The following is a 15,281-nucleotide window of genomic DNA, read 5'->3' on the forward strand; positions in this document are numbered from 1 at the left end:
GCATGAACCTCGACGAACCGAAACCAGGCTTTAACCTCTCCAAGTGGGCGCTGGACCACGCGGCGCTCACGCGCTACCTGATGATCGTGCTGCTGTTGCTGGGGGTGGCGTCTTACTTCCAGCTCGGGCAGGACGAAGACCCGCCGTTTACCTTCCGCGCCATGGTGGTGCGCACCTATTGGCCCGGCGCTACGGCGCAGCAGGTGGCCGAGCAGGTGACCGACAAGATTGAGCGCACGCTGCAGGAAGTGCCGTACGCCGACAAGATCCGCAGCTACTCCAAACCTGGTGAATCGCAAATCATTTTCCAGATCAAGGATTCCAGCAAACCGTCGGATGTGCCCAACGTGTGGTACAGCGTGCGCAAGAAGGTGGGCGATATCCGCGGCACTTTGCCCGGCGGTGTGGTGGGCCCCTTCTTCAACGATGACTTCGGTGATGTGTACGGCGTGATCTACGCACTGGAGGCCGACGGCTTCAACTACGCTGAACTCAAATCCTTTGCAGACGACGTGCGCCAACGCCTGCTGCGGGTGCCCGATGTGGCCAAGGTGGAGCTGTTTGGTGCGCAGGACGAGAAGCTGTACATCGAAATCTCGCAGAAGCGCTTGGCCCAGTTGGGGTTGGATCTGAACCAGGTGCTGGCGCAGCTGGGCCAGCAGAATGCGGTGGAATCTGCCGGAGCGGTGCAAACGCCGCTGGACGTGGTGCAGGTGCGCGTGGGCGGCCAGTTCAACCGCGTCGAGGAGCTGCAGGCCATGCCGATCCGCGGCGCCTCTGGCAACCAGTTGCAGCTCAAAGACATTGCCACCATTGCCAAGGGCTATGTGGACCCACCGTCGGTGAAGGTGCACCACCAAGGCAAGGAAGTGATCGCGCTGGGGGTGTCCATGACCAAGGGTGGCGACATCATTGCGCTGGGCAAGTCCCTGGAGAAAGCGTTTGTCGGTATCGAGCGGGATCTGCCCGCTGGCATCAAGCTGGTGCAACTGCAGGACCAACCGAAATCGGTCACATCTTCGGTCAATGAATTTGTGAAAGTGCTGATTGAGGCGGTGGTGATTGTGCTGGCGGTGAGTTTTATCTCGTTGGGCTTGCACAAGCGCCCTGGCAAGAATCCGCTGTGGAAGCGCTGGATTCTGGACATACGCCCCGGCTTGGTGGTGGGCATCACCATCCCGCTGGTGCTGGCGGTGACCTTTTTGGGCATGTACTACTGGGGCATTGGCCTCCACAAGATTTCGCTGGGATCGCTGATCATTGCGCTGGGTTTGCTGGTGGACGATGCCATCATTGCCGTGGAAATGATGGTGCGCAAGATGGAGGAGGGCTACGACAAGGTGCGTGCGGCCACCTTCGCGTATGAAGTGACCGCCATGCCCATGTTGACAGGTACGCTGATCACCGCCGTAGGCTTTTTGCCCATCGGTCTGGCCAAGTCCACTACAGGCGAGTACACCTTTGCGATTTTTGCGGTGACGGTGCTGGCGCTGATCCTGAGCTGGTTTGTGTCTGTGTACTTCGTTCCCTACCTGGGGACTCTGTTGCTCAAGGAGCACAAGCACGTTGCGGGTGAGGAAAGTGTGCATGCCGAGCACTTCGACACGCCGTTCTACAACATCTTCCGCAAGACGGTGAGCTGGTGCGTGCAGCACCGCTGGCTAACCATTGGCGCCACCATTTTGGTGTTCGCGCTGGGCATTGTCGGTATGGGCAAGGTGCAGCAGCAGTTCTTCCCCGATTCCAGCCGCCCCGAAGTACTGGTGGACATCTGGTTCCCGGAAGGTACGTCTTTCGCGGCCAACCAGGAAGTCACCCAGCGCGTCGAAAAACGCCTGATGGCGGAGGAGGGCGTGAGCACCGTGAGCACCTGGATTGGTTCGGGTGTGCCGCGCTTCTACCTGCCGCTGGACCAAGTGTTCCCGCAGACCAACGTGTCGCAGTTCATCATCATCCCCAAGGATTTGAAGGTGCGCGAAAGCCTGCGGGTGAAATTGCCGGCGCTGCTGGCCAGCGAATTCCCCGAGGTGCGTGGGCGCGTCAAGCTGCTGCCCAACGGCCCGCCGGTGCCCTACCCTGTGCAGTTCCGCGTGGTCGGCCCCGATCCGATTGCCTTGCGTGATCGGGCGGACGAGGTCAAAGCCGTGATGCGCGCCAGCCCCAACACGCGTGGTGTGAATGACAACTGGAATGAGTCGGTCAAAGTGCTGCGTCTGGAAGTGGACCAGGCCAAGGCCCGCGCTCTGGGTGTGACCAGCCAGTCAATCGCCCAAGCCTCCAAGACGGTGCTGGCCGGTACGACCGTGGGCCAGTACCGCGAAGGTGACAAGCTCATTGACATCGTGCTGCGCCAGCCGCTGGACGAGCGCAACGCGATTACTGACATTGCCAACGCCTACCTGCCAACGGCCAGTGGCAAGTCGATCCCGCTGACGCAGATCGCCAAGCCGGTGTTCACTTGGGAGCCCGGTGTGATGTGGCGCGAGAACCGCGACTATGCCATCACCGTGCAGGGTGACATCGTGGAAGGCCTGCAGGGCGCCACTGTGACGGCCGAACTGCTGCCCCAGCTCAAAACGCTGGAAGCCAATTGGCAACAAGCCAACCTGCATGGCTACCGGATTGAGGTGGCTGGCGCGGTGGAGGAGAGCTCCAAGGGATCGGCGTCTATTGTGGCCGGTGTGCCCATCATGCTGTTCCTGACCTTCACGCTGCTGATGCTGCAGCTGCAAAGCTTCAGCCGCGCACTGCTGGTGTTTATCACCGGGCCCTTGGGTATTGCCGGTGTGGCGGGCGCGCTGATCCTGTTGGGCCGTCCCTTTGGCTTTGTGGCGCTGCTGGGGGTGATCGCCCTCATGGGCATGATCCAGCGCAACTCGGTGATCCTGATCGACCAGATTGAGCAGGACCGCGCCAACGGCATCCCGGCCTGGGACGCGATTGTGGAGTCCGCCGTGCGGCGCTTGCGCCCCATCGTGCTGACCGCCGCGGCTGCGGTGCTGGCCATGATTCCGCTGTCTCGTTCGGTGTTCTGGGGGCCTATGGCCGTGGCCATCATGGGCGGTCTGATCGTGGCAACCGTGCTGACTTTGCTGGCTTTGCCGGCCATGTACGCCGCCTGGTTCCGGGTCAAGAAAGAGCCATCTGCGGGGACTTGAGGAGAGTCGGTCTTTCCGCAGGTTAAAATAGCGGGCTGACCGATTTCAAATGGGTGGTCTGGGCCTTGCAAGAACTCCTCGCAAGCGCACTTGGCCTCCCTTTTCTGTTTTTTGCGCGGGTGGCGAAATTGGTAGACGCACCAGGTTTAGGTCCTGACGGTGGCAACACTGTGGGGGTTCGAGTCCCCCCCCGCGCACCAACCTTAAACAGGCACCGTTGATCGGTGCCGCAGGTGAAAGTCCTGCCAACACCAACATTAGGAGCTAACCATGGCCGTTACTGTAGAAACTCTGGAAAAACTGGAGCGCAAGATCACCCTGACACTGCCTGTGGGTGTGATCCAGTCTGAAGTAGACAGCCGTCTGCGCAAGCTTGCCCGCACGGTGAAGATGGATGGTTTCCGTCCTGGCAAAGTGCCCATGAACGTGGTGACACAGCGCTATGGTTACTCTGTGCACTACGAAGTGATGAACGACAAAGTGGGCGAGGCTTTTGCTACTGCTGCCAATGAAGCCAAGCTGCGCGTGGCTGGTCAGCCCAAGATCACCGAGAGCGAAACTGCGGCAGAAGGCCAAGTGGCTTTCGACGCTGTGTTTGAAGTGTTCCCCGAAGTTAAAATTGGTGACTTGGCGACCGCCGAAGTCGAAAAGCTGTCTGCTGACGTGACCGACGAAGCCATCGACAAGACTATCGAAATCTTGCGTAAGCAGCGTCGCACCTTTGCCCAGCGTGCGCAGGGCACTGCGGCGCAAGACACTGACCGCGTGACTGTAGACTTCGAAGGCAAGATCGATGGCGAGCCCTTCGCTGGCGGCAAGGCCGATGACTTCCAGTTCATCTTGGGTGATGGCCAGATGCTGAAGGAGTTTGAAGACGCCACCCGTGGCATGAAAGCTGGCGAAAGCAAGACTTTCCCGCTGGCATTCCCTGCCGATTACCACGGCAAGGACGTAGCCGGCAAGACCGCTGACTTCCTAGTGACCTTGAAGAAGCTCGAAGCTGCCAACCTGCCCGCCGTGGACGGCGAGCTGGCTAAGTCACTGGGTATTGCCGAAGGCACCGTGGAAGCGTTGCGCGCCGACATTCGCAAGAACCTGGAACGTGAAGTTAAGTTCCGTCTGCTGGCCAAAAACAAGCAAGCTGCCATGGATGCCCTGGTTGCCAAGGCTGAACTCGATTTACCCAAGTCCAGCGTGCAAGCCGAACTCGATCGCATGGTTGAGAGCGCCCGTGCAGACCTGAAGCAACGCGGCATCAAGGATGCTGACAAGGCGCCGATTCCAGACGACATCTTCCGTCCCCAAGCCGAACGCCGTGTGCGCTTGGGGCTGGTGGTGGCTGAACTGGTGCGCGTGAACGACTTGGCCGCCAAGCCTGAGCAGATCAAGGCCCACGTGGATGAGCTCGCGGCCAGCTACGAGAAGCCTGCTGATGTGGTGCGTTGGTACTTTGGCGACAACCGCCGAATGGCTGAAGTCGAAGCCATCGTGATTGAAAACAACGTAACCGAGTTCGTATTGGCCAAAGCCAAGGTCACTGCCAAGGCGGTGTCCTTTGATGAATTGATGGCCCAGAACTGATTGGCCGTGGCATTGGCGTGCCCGGCACGCTGAACCGCAAATGGGGCTTGCGCGGGACTTGCAGTCTGGCGGTCAAGCCCCATTTGCATGGAGGAGCCGGTTTTTTCGGTACAGTTAGACCATTCAATTTGGAGAGCATATGAACGTGAAGTATGGAATGTCCGGCGCAATGGATACGCAGGCTTTGGGCATGGTCCCCATGGTCATCGAGCAGTCGGGTCGCGGTGAGCGCTCCTACGACATCTATTCACGTTTGCTCAAAGAGCGCGTGATTTTTTTGGTCGGTCCGGTGAATGACCAGACCGCCAACTTGGTGGTGGCCCAGCTTCTCTTTTTGGAAAGCGAAAACCCTGACAAGGACATTTCGTTCTACATCAACTCCCCGGGTGGTTCTGTGAGTGCTGGCATGGCGATTTATGACACCATGAACTTCATCAAGCCCGATGTGTCAACGCTATGCACCGGCATGGCCGCCAGCATGGGGGCTTTCCTGCTGGCTGCGGGCGCCAAGGGCAAGCGTTTTTCGCTGCCCAACTCCAAGGTCATGATCCACCAGCCCTTGGGCGGCACCCAGGGCCAAGCCACTGAGATCGAGATCCACGCACGCGAAATCCTCAAGACGCGTGAGCAGCTGAACAAAATCTTGGCTGAACGTACAGGCCAGCCCTTGGAAAAGATCGAGCGTGACACCGAACGTGATTACTACCTGTCTGCGGACGAAGCCAAGGAATATGGCTTGGTGGACCAGGTGATCGCCAAGCGTCCCTGATCGAGCGGCTTCAGGCCCCCAACGGTGTCTTTCTGCTGGAAAGGCACCGTTTTTATTTGGTTATCATTGCTCAACTTAGCGAAAAGGCAGACTTCACATGGCCGAGAAAAAAGGCGCAACCGGCGAAAAAACCTTGTACTGCTCTTTCTGCGGCAAGAGCCAGCACGAGGTTAAAAAGCTGATTGCTGGCCCGTCGGTGTTTGTGTGCGATGAGTGCATCGAACTCTGCAACGAAATCATCCGCGATGAGTTGCCAGCAACCACCGAGAGCAAAGACGCACGCAGCGAGTTGCCCACGCCTGCTGACATCAAAGCCAACCTGGACAATTACGTCATTGGGCAAGAGCCCGCGAAGCGCACGTTGGCGGTGGCGGTGTACAACCACTACAAACGCCTGAAGCACAAGGAAAAAGCCAAGAAGGACGATGTCGAACTGGCCAAGAGCAATATCTTGCTGATTGGTCCGACGGGTTCTGGCAAGACGCTGCTGGCACAGACTCTGGCTCGCATGCTGGACGTCCCGTTTGTGATGGCTGACGCCACGACTTTGACGGAAGCCGGTTACGTGGGCGAGGACGTGGAGAACATCGTTTTGAAGCTGCTGCAAAGCTGCAACTACGATGTGGAGCGCGCGCAACGCGGCATTGTCTATATTGACGAGATCGACAAGATCTCGCGCAAGTCCGACAACCCCTCCATCACCCGTGACGTGTCCGGTGAGGGCGTGCAGCAGGCCTTGCTCAAACTCATCGAGGGCACCATGGCCAGCGTGCCCCCCCAGGGTGGGCGCAAGCATCCCAACCAAGACTTTGTGCAGATCGACACCACGAATATTTTGTTCATTTGTGGTGGCGCGTTCGCAGGTCTTGAGAAGGTCATTGAGCGCCGTACTGAGTCTTCGGGCATCGGCTTTGGTGCAGCGGTCAAGAGCAAGCAACAGCGCGCCTTGACTGAGGTGTTTAAGGAAGTGGAGCCGGAGGATTTGATCAAGTTCGGTTTGATTCCAGAACTGGTCGGGCGTATGCCTGTGGTGGCCACCTTGGCGGAGCTGACAGAAGACGCATTGGTGCAGATTCTGACGGAGCCCAAGAACGCATTGGTCAAGCAATATGCCAAGTTGTTGGCCATGGAGGGTGCGGAGTTAGAAATTCGCCCCGCTGGCCTCAAGGCGATTGCCAAGCGTGCCTTGGCGCGCAAGACCGGTGCCCGTGGACTGCGTTCCATTCTCGAGCAATCGCTGATTGACACCATGTACGAGTTGCCCAATGCGGGCAATGTGGAAAAAGTGGTGGTCGATGAATCCACCATCGAAGAAAACCAGCCGCCCTTGCTGGTCTACCGCGAGTCGGCCAAGAAGGCGTAGAGCATTTCCGCCCAAGGGTTCAATTAACAGGGCTTTTGGGCGAGTACACCTGAAATTGCAGGCCAAGTTGCCACCCATAATGGCACTGCGCTTGAATTTCAGGCAACTCGGTCCATATTCAACAGGTAACGAAAAGGTTCCCCATGTCTGGCCACACACCACTGCCTGCTACCCCCATTGATTTGCCATTGTTGCCTTTGCGTGACGTGGTCGTTTTCCCCCACATGGTGATCCCCCTGTTTGTCGGGCGTCCCAAGAGCATCAAGGCGCTGGAAGCTGCCATGGAGTCAGATCGCCGCATCATGTTGGTGGCGCAGAAGGCTGCGGCCAAAGACGACCCCGTCGTGTCGGACATGTTTGATGTGGGCTGTGTCTCCACCATTTTGCAGATGCTGAAGTTGCCTGATGGCACCGTGAAGGTCTTGGTGGAGGGGCATCAGCGCGCTACTGTCAATGAAATTGTGGAAGGCGAGCAGCACTTCACTGCAAACGTTACGCCCATTGAGGTTGTGGATGACAACAGTGATGTGGCGCGCAAAGCAGCCAGCGAAGTGGAAGCGCTGCGTCGAGCCGTGATGCAGCAATTCGACCAGTACGTCAAACTCAACAAGAAGATTCCGCCAGAGATTCTGACCTCGATTTCCAGTATTGACGATGCCGGTCGTTTGGCCGACACCATTGCTGCCCATCTGCCCCTGAAGCTGGATAGCAAGCAAACTGTGCTGAGCTTGCCGTTGGTGAAGGACCGTCTGGAAAATCTGTTCGAACAAATTGAGCGCGAAGTTGACATCCTCAATGTCGACAAAAAAATTCGTGGCCGCGTCAAACGCCAGATGGAGAAGAACCAGCGCGACTTCTATCTGAATGAACAAGTGAAGGCTATTCAGAAGGAGCTGGGCGAGGGCGAGGACGGCGCGGATATCGAGGAGATCGAGAAGAAGATCAAATCCGCCAAGATGCCCAAGGAGGCCTTGAAGAAGGCCGAAGCCGAACTCAAGAAGCTCAAGCTGATGTCGCCCATGTCAGCCGAAGCCACAGTGGTACGCAACTACATTGAAGTGCTGACCGGCTTGCCCTGGACTACCAAGACCAAGATCAAGCACAACTTGTTGAATGCTGAGAATGTGCTGAATGAAGACCACTATGGTCTGGACAAGGTAAAGGACCGTATCCTGGAATACCTCGCAGTGCAACAGCGCGTGGACAAGGTAAAGGCGCCCATCCTGTGCCTGGTCGGCCCTCCTGGTGTTGGCAAGACTTCGCTGGGGCAATCCATTGCCAAGGCAACGGGGCGCAAGTACGTGCGTATGGCATTGGGTGGTATGCGCGACGAGGCGGAAATTCGCGGCCACCGCCGTACCTATATCGGTGCCATGCCAGGCAAGGTTCTGCAAAGCCTGTCCAAGGTTGGTACGCGCAACCCACTGTTCTTGCTAGATGAGATCGACAAACTGGGCACGGACTTCCGCGGCGATCCCAGCAGCGCTTTGTTGGAGGTATTGGATCCCGAGCAAAACAACAAATTTGGCGACCACTATGTAGAGGTTGACTACGACCTCAGCGATGTGATGTTCGTGGCCACCAGCAACTCCATGAATATTCCTCCGGCGTTGCTGGACCGCATGGAAGTGATTCGGCTCTCGGGTTACACGGAGGACGAAAAAACGAACATTGCCATCACCTATCTGTTGCCCAAGCAGATGAAGAACAATGGCGTGAAGGCTTCCGAGCTGGCAGTGTCGGAGGATGCAGTACGCGACATCGTGCGTTATTACACACGGGAAGCTGGTGTTCGTTCTTTGGAGCGTGAACTCTCCAAGATTTGCCGCAAAGTGGTCAAGGGCTTGTTGCTCAAGAAGCTGGAACCCCAAGTGGTTGTAACCGTTGACAACCTGAACGACTTTCTCGGTGTTCGCAAATACACCTATGGTCGTGCGGAAGAGCAGAACCAGGTTGGCCAAGTCGTTGGGTTGGCATGGACCGAAGTTGGGGGAGATCTGCTGACCATTGAAGCGGCGTTGACACCTGGCAAAGGCGTAATCACGCGTACCGGATCTTTGGGCGATGTGATGAAAGAGTCGGTCGAAGCAGCCCGCACTGTGGTGCGCAGCCGTTCACGCCGCCTGGGCATCAAGGATGAGGTGTTCGAGAAGAAGGATATTCACATTCACGTGCCAGATGGTGCAACACCCAAGGATGGGCCCAGTGCGGGGGCCGCGATGGCGACGGCGTTTGTTTCCGCGCTGACAGGTATCCCCGTGCGTGGTGACGTAGCCATGACAGGTGAAATCACCTTGCGTGGCGAGATCACTGAAATTGGTGGTCTCAAGGAAAAACTGCTGGCAGCACTGCGCGGAGGCATCAAGACGGTATTGATTCCCGAACAGAATGCCAAGGATTTGCAGGACATTCCCGAGAATGTGAAGAACGGACTCGAAATCGTGCCGGTTCGCTGGATTGACCAGGTGTTGGAACTGGCGCTGGAGTCTTTGCCTGTGCCTCTTCCCGAAGAGGATGCAGCGCCTGCAGCGGGTGTTTCTGCACCTGTTTCTGAGGTAGAATTATCGGATTCGATCAAGCACTGAAGCAGTACGTATTTCGAAAGTGGCAAGAGCAAAAAGTTTTCAACTATTTGCCAAGTAGCTTAAAAATACGCTACAATTTGAGGCTTGAAACGCGGGAATAGCTCAGTTGGTAGAGCGCAACCTTGCCAAGGTTGAGGTCGAGAGTTCGAGACTCTTTTCCCGCTCCAATTCCGAAAAAGGGAAGCAGCTGCTTCCCTTTTTTATTAGTCACAGGTCCGATCTCGGATTTGGGCTAAATGAAAATTGGCGCGGTAGCAAAGCGGTTATGCCCCGGATTGCAAATCCGGTTAGTCCGGTTCGACTCCGGACCGCGCCTCCAGATTTTTCTGGTTACAAACGCCTCGTCGGCCTCGGTTGGCGGGGCGTTTTTGTTTGACAATAGACCCACGTGCCCGAGTGGTGAAATAGGTAGACACATCGGACTTAAAATCCGCCGCTTCGTGAATAACGGGCGTACCGGTTCGATTCCGGTCTCGGGCACCAACCACACACTGCTATGTCGAACTACAACGCCCCATTTGAAATCCATGTCCACGGCCAAGTGATGTTGCGCGCAGACGTGACCTTTGCGCAATTGCAGGATGCGTTGAAACCGATGTGGAAATATGCCGGAGCCAAGTCGCTGACGGATGGTGCCAAAAGCAGCTATGAAGATGAGCCGGGTATCCAACTTGATGCGCACGATCACGTACTACAGATGTGCTGGACGGTCGCCGGTGATGACGACTTTCGCCAGACCTTGGACGAGGTTTGCATGAGCCTGAATGAATTGGCTGAGGCCGGTGCCGCGATTGAAGTCACTTTCTACGACGCAGAGTTCGACGAGGAAGAGGCCTCGCCTGGTGCGGCGTCAAGAGACGATTTTCTTGTCTTGTTCGTTGGTCCCAACCCGGCTTCCATCATGCAGGTCCAGCGCGATCTTTTGGTGCAGGATGTCATCAACCTGATGGAGCGCCATTTTGATGGCTCGGAGTTGGGTGGTGTGGTGGCGGAGGTGGACAAGCTGTTTACCCAACGCTTTGACGCTCTGGTCAGTTCGCTCGAGATTGGCAAACCCCCGCGTGGATCCGGTGGCGGCTTTGGCAGCGGACATGGCGGCGGACGCAAACCACGCCATTTGCACTGAGCCCATTTTTTTTGCGAGTTTTGGCACGCGGGCACGTATACTGAATTCATCGTAGACCATGTAGCCTGATTCTCGGATTGTCCGTGTCGTTGCGCGTTTCCAAAAACAAGTCCATGCTCAAAAAAATCAGCGTTCAGCAACTGACAGTGGGCATGCACCTCAAGGAGTTTTGTGGCTCCTGGATGGAGCACCCGTTCTGGCGTACGGGCTTTGTGATCACTGATCCGAAAGACATCACCACCATTCTTGCCAGCAGTATCAAGGAAGTCTGGATTGACAGCAGCAAGGGGTTGGATGTTGCCGACGGCCAGTCGGCAGTGACAGAGTCTGAATCCGAAGAGCAAGTTGAGGAAGAGTTACGCCAGGCGGTGTCGGCACAGCGGGAAGTTGCGCCAGTCACTATTGATGTGGAATTGCAGCGTGCGGCAAAGATTTGCTACCAGTCCAAGCAGGCGGTGATGTCCATGTTCCAGGAAGCCCGAATGGGCAACACGGTGGACGCGGGTGGCGCCAAGCAGATGGTGGAGGAAATCACCGACTCGGTCACGCGCAATCCCGGTGCGTTGATCAGTTTGGCCCGACTCAAGACGGCTGACGATTACACCTATATGCATTCCGTGGCGGTGTGCGCCATGATGGTGGCGCTGGCCAAGCAATTGGGCCTCGATGAGGAGCAGTGCCGTTTGGCCGGACTCGCAGGCCTGATGCACGATTTGGGAAAGGCTGCCATGCCCATGGATGTGTTGAACAAACCGGGTAAGCTGACCGACGCCGAGTTTGCGATTATCAAGACCCATCCGCAAGAAGGATACCGCCTGCTCAAAGGGGGCAAGGATGTTGATCCTGTTGTTCTCGATGTCTGCCTGCACCACCATGAAAAAACCGATGGTTCTGGCTACCCTGAAGGCCTGAAGGCAGAGGAGATCAGCCTGTTCGCCAAGATGGGGGCAGTTTGTGATGTGTACGATGCCATTACCTCCAACCGGCCTTACAAAACGGGCTGGGACCCCGCGGAATCGCTGCGCAAGATGGCCGAGTGGGCCAATGGGCATTTCGACGGGAAAGTATTCCAGGCCTTCGTGAAAAGTTTGGGCATTTACCCGATCGGCTCTTTGGTGCGCCTGAGTTCGGGGCGCTTGGGCGTTGTGGTGGAGCAGACTGCAAAATCCCTAACTACGCCGTGTGTGAAGGTATTCTTCTCTACCAAGTCCAATATGCGTATCGTCCCTGAGTTGGTGGATTTGTCCAAGCCCACCGCAAACGACAAGATCGCCAGCCGCGAAGATCCTGCCAAATGGCGCTTTACCGACCTGAATGAGCTGTGGTCGGGGCTGCCCAATGCCCCTTGGTAGGGGGAAATCTAAGTCAAATCCGGATCTAACCCCCGTGGATGTTGCGTGAATAGCTATTAAAAAGGGAGCGAGTGTCTTGGCACTCGCTCCCTTTTTTCGTTTAGCAGCCGCGGGTGATGGGCATCTCTACCGGCTTGGGGTCGAGTGCGTACTTTCCTAATTCCAGTTTGGCGATCGCGTTGCGGTGCACTTCGTCCGGACCGTCGGCAAAACGGAGCGTGCGAGCTTGTGCGTAGCTGTAGGCCAATGGGAAGTCGTCGCACATGCCACCACCACCATGGACTTGCATGGCCCAGTCAATCACCTCGCAGGCCATGCTGGGCGCGACCACCTTGATCATGGCGATCTCATTCTTGGCGAACTTGTTGCCTGCCATGTCCATCATCCAGGCTGCCTTGAGCGTGAGCAGGCGGGCCATATCGATTTTGCAGCGGGCTTCTGCGATACGCTCCTGTGTCACCGTCTGAGCCGCGATGGGCTTGCCAAACGCAATACGGCTGGATGCACGCCTACACATGAGTTCTAGTGCGCGCTCAGCCAGGCCGATGAGGCGCATGCAGTGGTGAATGCGACCGGGGCCGAGGCGGCCTTGTGCGATTTCGAAGCCGCGGCCTTCGCCCAACAGGATGTTGCTGGCGGGCACACGCACGTTCTCGAAGCGCATTTCCATATGGCCATGGGGGGCGTCGTCGTAGCCAAACACATTCAGGGGGCGCACCACAGTGATGCCCTTGGTGTCGGCAGGTACCAGCACCATGCTCTGTTGCGAGTGGCGGGGCGCTTCGGGATCAGTCTTGCCCATGGTGATGTAGACAGCGCAGCGTGGATCACCGGCACCGGAGATCCACCATTTGCGCCCATTGATGACATATTCATCCCCTTGGCGTTCGATGCGGGTCTCGATGTTGGTGGCGTCGCTGGACGCCACATCGGGTTCGGTCATGGCGAAGGCCGAGCGGATCTTGCCTTCCAGCAGCGGCTTGAGCCAGCGAGCCTTGTTGTCATCCGAGCCGTAGCGGGCGATGGTTTCCATGTTGCCCGTGTCGGGCGCTGAACAGTTGAACACCTCGCTCGACCACATGACGCGCCCCATGATTTCCGCCAGCGGGGCGTATTCCTGGTTGGTCAGGCCCGCGCCGTGGTAGCCCGAGGCCTCCGCGCTGTCCACGGGCAAAAACAGGTTCCACAGGCCGGCGGCCTGGGCTTTGGGCTTGAGGGTTTCAATCGTCTGCAGCGGCGTCCAACGCTTGCCCGCGGCGGTGTTGGCCGTGATTTCTGCATGGTAGGCCGCTTCGGACGGGTAAATGTGCTCGTCCATGAACTTGAGCAGGCGGGCCTGCAGCTCTTTGGTCTTGGGGGAGTAGTCAAAATCCATGGAGTCTCCGGGAGTAGGGCGCGTATGCAGTACGAAAAAGGGGTCAGGCTTGGCGGGCAAACGTCCAGGCCATCTGGGCTAACGGGCGGGCGCCCGCGGCTGAGCTGACCGCTTGCGCACTAGAGGCGGTGCCGGCTTCTACGCGCTTGGCGATGCCCTGCAGGATGGCCGCAATGCGGAACATGTTGTAGGCCATGTAGAAATTCCAGTCCGTCTTGAGCTGCTCGGGATTGGCCAAGCCAGTTCGGTCACAGTACATACGGATGTAGTCGTCTTCAAGGGGAATACCTAGCGCGGCAAAGTCCAGCCCGCCGATGCCGCGGAAAGCACCCGGTGGAATGTGCCAAGCCATGCAGTGGTAGCTGAAGTCGGCCAGCGGGTGGCCCAGCGTGGAGAGTTCCCAGTCCAGCACCGCGCGGACTTTGGCCTCGGTGCTGTCGAACATCAGGTTGTCCAGCCGGTAGTCGCCGTGCACGATGCTGACCATGCTGTCGTCACGCGCCATGGTGGGGATGTTCTTGGGCAGCCATTCCATGAGCTGGTCCATCTCGGGAATGGGCTGTGTGATGGAGGCGACGTACTGTTTGCTCCAGCGGCCAATCTGGCGTTCGAAGTAGTTGCCGGGTTTGCCATACGCGGCCAGACCGCGCTCAGCGAATTTCACCGTGTGCAGCGCAGCGATCACGCGGTTCATTTCGTTGTAGATGGCGCCGCGTTCCTGCGGCGTCATGCCCGGCAGCGACTGGTCCCATAACACGCGGCCTTGCATGAACTCCATGACGTAGAAAGCGCGGCCTATGACGGACTCGTCTTCGCACAAGCAGTGCATCTGCGGCACTGGCACATCGGTGCCGTGTAGGCCTTGCATTACCGCAAACTCACGCTCTACGGCATGGGCCGAAGGCAGCAGCTTGGCCACGGGCCCAGGCTTGGCCCGCATGACATAACTTTTGCCGGGCGTGTTGAGTTTGTAGGTCGGGTTGGACTGGCCGCCCTTGAACATCTCCACGTCCAGCGGGCCACTGTAGCCAGGCAGGTGCTGGTGCATCCACCTGTCCAGGGCCGCGATGTCAATGGCGTGCTGGCCTGAGACGGAACGGGTGCCTACAAAATGGTCAAAGTCGCTCATGCAGATGGTTTGTTCAAAGTGGGGGCGTGCGAAGGCCGAAAACTAGTTGTCAGCGTCAATGATGCGCATCAGCGCGGCGCGGTCGCGAATCACTAAACCGCCCGGTTCGATGCGAATGGCATCCTCGCGCTCCATGGCCTTGAGCTCCTGGTTCACGCGTTGGCGGGACGCACCCAACAACTGCGCCAGCTCTTCTTGTGCCAGCTGCAGGCCAATGCGCACCTCGCTGCCATCGCTGAGCGAGGGCACTCCGTAGCTGCGCACCAAGTGCAGCAATTGCTTGGCCAGGCGCGCGCGCAAGGGTAGGGTGTTGAGGTCTTCCACCAAACCGTAGAGTTGGCGAATGCGTCGTGCGTGCAGGCGCAGCATGGCTTCGTACAGCTCCACATGATTGGCCAGAATCTTGCGGAAGTCGGCCTTGGCCACGCACAGAATCGTCGTGTCCCCATGCGCGTACGCATCGTGCGTCCGTCGGTCCCCGTCGAAAATTGCCACATCGCCAAACCAGATGCCAGGCTCCACGTAGGTCAGCGTGATTTGCTTGCCCGATATGGACGTGGAGCTCACGCGCACTGCACCCTTGGCACAGGCAATCCATTCCTCGGGCGGCTCGCCGCGCGCTGCAATCAGCTCGCCGTCTTTGTAGCGTTTGACGTAGGCGCATCGAAGAATGTCGTGTTTGAGAGAAGGAGAGAGGGATGAAAACCAGCGCCCTGCGTTGATCGCAGTACGTTCATCAATGGTAAGAATGGGTTCGTCCATGGCCTGTCTTTTGGGTGACTTGCAGAAGGGAAATCGCGCCCACATTGTCACCCCCGAGACCGTGCGCCGATCCCGGGGTTG

General features: G+C 57.8%; 10 protein-coding genes and 4 tRNA genes. 11 read left to right on the forward strand and 3 right to left on the reverse strand.

Annotated elements, in window-relative coordinates:
- Window positions 1–2 precede the first annotated feature (2 nt).
- The 11 genes from CHU94_RS12415 to CHU94_RS12465 all read left to right on the forward strand — a co-directional run bounded on the left by CHU94_RS12415 (window position 3) and on the right by CHU94_RS12465 (window position 11,934).
- On the forward strand, window positions 3–3,158 hold the full coding sequence (locus CHU94_RS12415) for an efflux RND transporter permease subunit (protein WP_094480294.1): 3,156 nt from the start codon (window positions 3–5) through the stop codon (window positions 3,156–3,158).
- A 113-nt stretch (window positions 3,159–3,271) separates the two neighbouring features.
- Window positions 3,272–3,358: transfer RNA gene (locus CHU94_RS12420), tRNA-Leu, on the forward strand.
- Between the two features lie 70 nt (window positions 3,359–3,428).
- Window positions 3,429–4,739: a trigger factor gene (gene tig / locus CHU94_RS12425; RefSeq protein WP_094480296.1), complete on the forward strand. Its 1,311-nt coding sequence runs from the start codon at window positions 3,429–3,431 to the stop codon at window positions 4,737–4,739.
- 139 nt (window positions 4,740–4,878) lie between these two features.
- Window positions 4,879–5,508, forward strand: a complete 630-nt coding sequence (gene clpP, locus CHU94_RS12430; protein ID WP_303396087.1) for an ATP-dependent Clp endopeptidase proteolytic subunit ClpP — start codon at window positions 4,879–4,881, stop codon at window positions 5,506–5,508.
- A 97-nt stretch (window positions 5,509–5,605) separates the two neighbouring features.
- Entirely contained in the window at window positions 5,606–6,871 is a 1,266-nt protein-coding gene (gene clpX / locus CHU94_RS12435; RefSeq protein WP_094480298.1) for an ATP-dependent Clp protease ATP-binding subunit ClpX, read from the forward strand.
- A 143-nt stretch (window positions 6,872–7,014) separates the two neighbouring features.
- On the forward strand, window positions 7,015–9,456 hold the full coding sequence (gene lon / locus CHU94_RS12440; RefSeq protein ID WP_094480300.1) for an endopeptidase La: 2,442 nt from the start codon (window positions 7,015–7,017) through the stop codon (window positions 9,454–9,456).
- Between the two features lie 91 nt (window positions 9,457–9,547).
- A tRNA-Gly gene (locus tag CHU94_RS12445) sits at window positions 9,548–9,623 on the forward strand.
- 78 nt (window positions 9,624–9,701) lie between these two features.
- Window positions 9,702–9,775, forward strand: a tRNA-Cys gene (locus tag CHU94_RS12450).
- Between the two features lie 71 nt (window positions 9,776–9,846).
- Window positions 9,847–9,939: transfer RNA gene (locus tag CHU94_RS12455), tRNA-Leu, on the forward strand.
- A 13-nt stretch (window positions 9,940–9,952) separates the two neighbouring features.
- The gene (locus CHU94_RS12460; protein ID WP_094480302.1) at window positions 9,953–10,582 is read left to right on the forward strand and encodes a DUF6806 family protein; all 630 of its coding nucleotides are present in this window, start codon (window positions 9,953–9,955) and stop codon (window positions 10,580–10,582) included.
- Window positions 10,583–10,695: 113 nt separating this feature from the next.
- Window positions 10,696–11,934: an HD-GYP domain-containing protein gene (locus CHU94_RS12465; protein ID WP_094481052.1), complete on the forward strand. Its 1,239-nt coding sequence runs from the start codon at window positions 10,696–10,698 to the stop codon at window positions 11,932–11,934.
- Between the two features lie 100 nt (window positions 11,935–12,034).
- Here the strand turns inward: CHU94_RS12465 and CHU94_RS12470 are convergent, their stop codons facing one another.
- The 3 genes from CHU94_RS12470 to CHU94_RS12480 are packed head-to-tail and all read right to left on the reverse strand — an operon-like array spanning window position 12,035 to window position 15,200.
- Window positions 12,035–13,309, reverse strand: a complete 1,275-nt coding sequence (locus CHU94_RS12470; protein ID WP_094480304.1) for an acyl-CoA dehydrogenase family protein — start codon at window positions 13,307–13,309, stop codon at window positions 12,035–12,037.
- Window positions 13,310–13,352: 43 nt separating this feature from the next.
- Entirely contained in the window at window positions 13,353–14,438 is a 1,086-nt protein-coding gene (locus tag CHU94_RS12475; RefSeq protein ID WP_094480306.1) for a phosphotransferase family protein, read from the reverse strand.
- Window positions 14,439–14,480: 42 nt separating this feature from the next.
- Window positions 14,481–15,200, reverse strand: coding sequence for a Crp/Fnr family transcriptional regulator (locus CHU94_RS12480; RefSeq protein ID WP_094480308.1), 720 nt, complete (start codon window positions 15,198–15,200; stop codon window positions 14,481–14,483).
- Window positions 15,201–15,281 lie beyond the last annotated feature (81 nt).

This window comes from Rhodoferax sp. TH121 (assembly GCF_002251855.1).
In the GTDB taxonomy this organism is placed as follows: Bacteria; Pseudomonadota; Gammaproteobacteria; order Burkholderiales; family Burkholderiaceae_C; genus Allorhodoferax.

Bases quoted from the DNA above. Each gene is read 5' to 3' on its own strand.
- CHU94_RS12415 (WP_094480294.1), top strand. From the start codon at position 3: ATGAACCTCGACGAACCGAAACCAGGCTTTAACCTCTCCAAGTGGGCG.
- tig (WP_094480296.1), top strand. From the start codon at position 3,429: ATGGCCGTTACTGTAGAAACTCTGGAAAAACTGGAGCGCAAGATCACC.
- clpP (WP_303396087.1), top strand. From the start codon at position 4,879: ATGAACGTGAAGTATGGAATGTCCGGCGCAATGGATACGCAGGCTTTG.
- clpX (WP_094480298.1), top strand. From the start codon at position 5,606: ATGGCCGAGAAAAAAGGCGCAACCGGCGAAAAAACCTTGTACTGCTCT.
- lon (WP_094480300.1), top strand. From the start codon at position 7,015: ATGTCTGGCCACACACCACTGCCTGCTACCCCCATTGATTTGCCATTG.
- CHU94_RS12460 (WP_094480302.1), top strand. From the start codon at position 9,953: ATGTCGAACTACAACGCCCCATTTGAAATCCATGTCCACGGCCAAGTG.
- CHU94_RS12465 (WP_094481052.1), top strand. From the start codon at position 10,696: ATGCTCAAAAAAATCAGCGTTCAGCAACTGACAGTGGGCATGCACCTC.
- CHU94_RS12470 (WP_094480304.1), bottom strand. From the start codon at position 13,309: ATGGATTTTGACTACTCCCCCAAGACCAAAGAGCTGCAGGCCCGCCTG.
- CHU94_RS12475 (WP_094480306.1), bottom strand. From the start codon at position 14,438: ATGAGCGACTTTGACCATTTTGTAGGCACCCGTTCCGTCTCAGGCCAG.
- CHU94_RS12480 (WP_094480308.1), bottom strand. From the start codon at position 15,200: ATGGACGAACCCATTCTTACCATTGATGAACGTACTGCGATCAACGCA.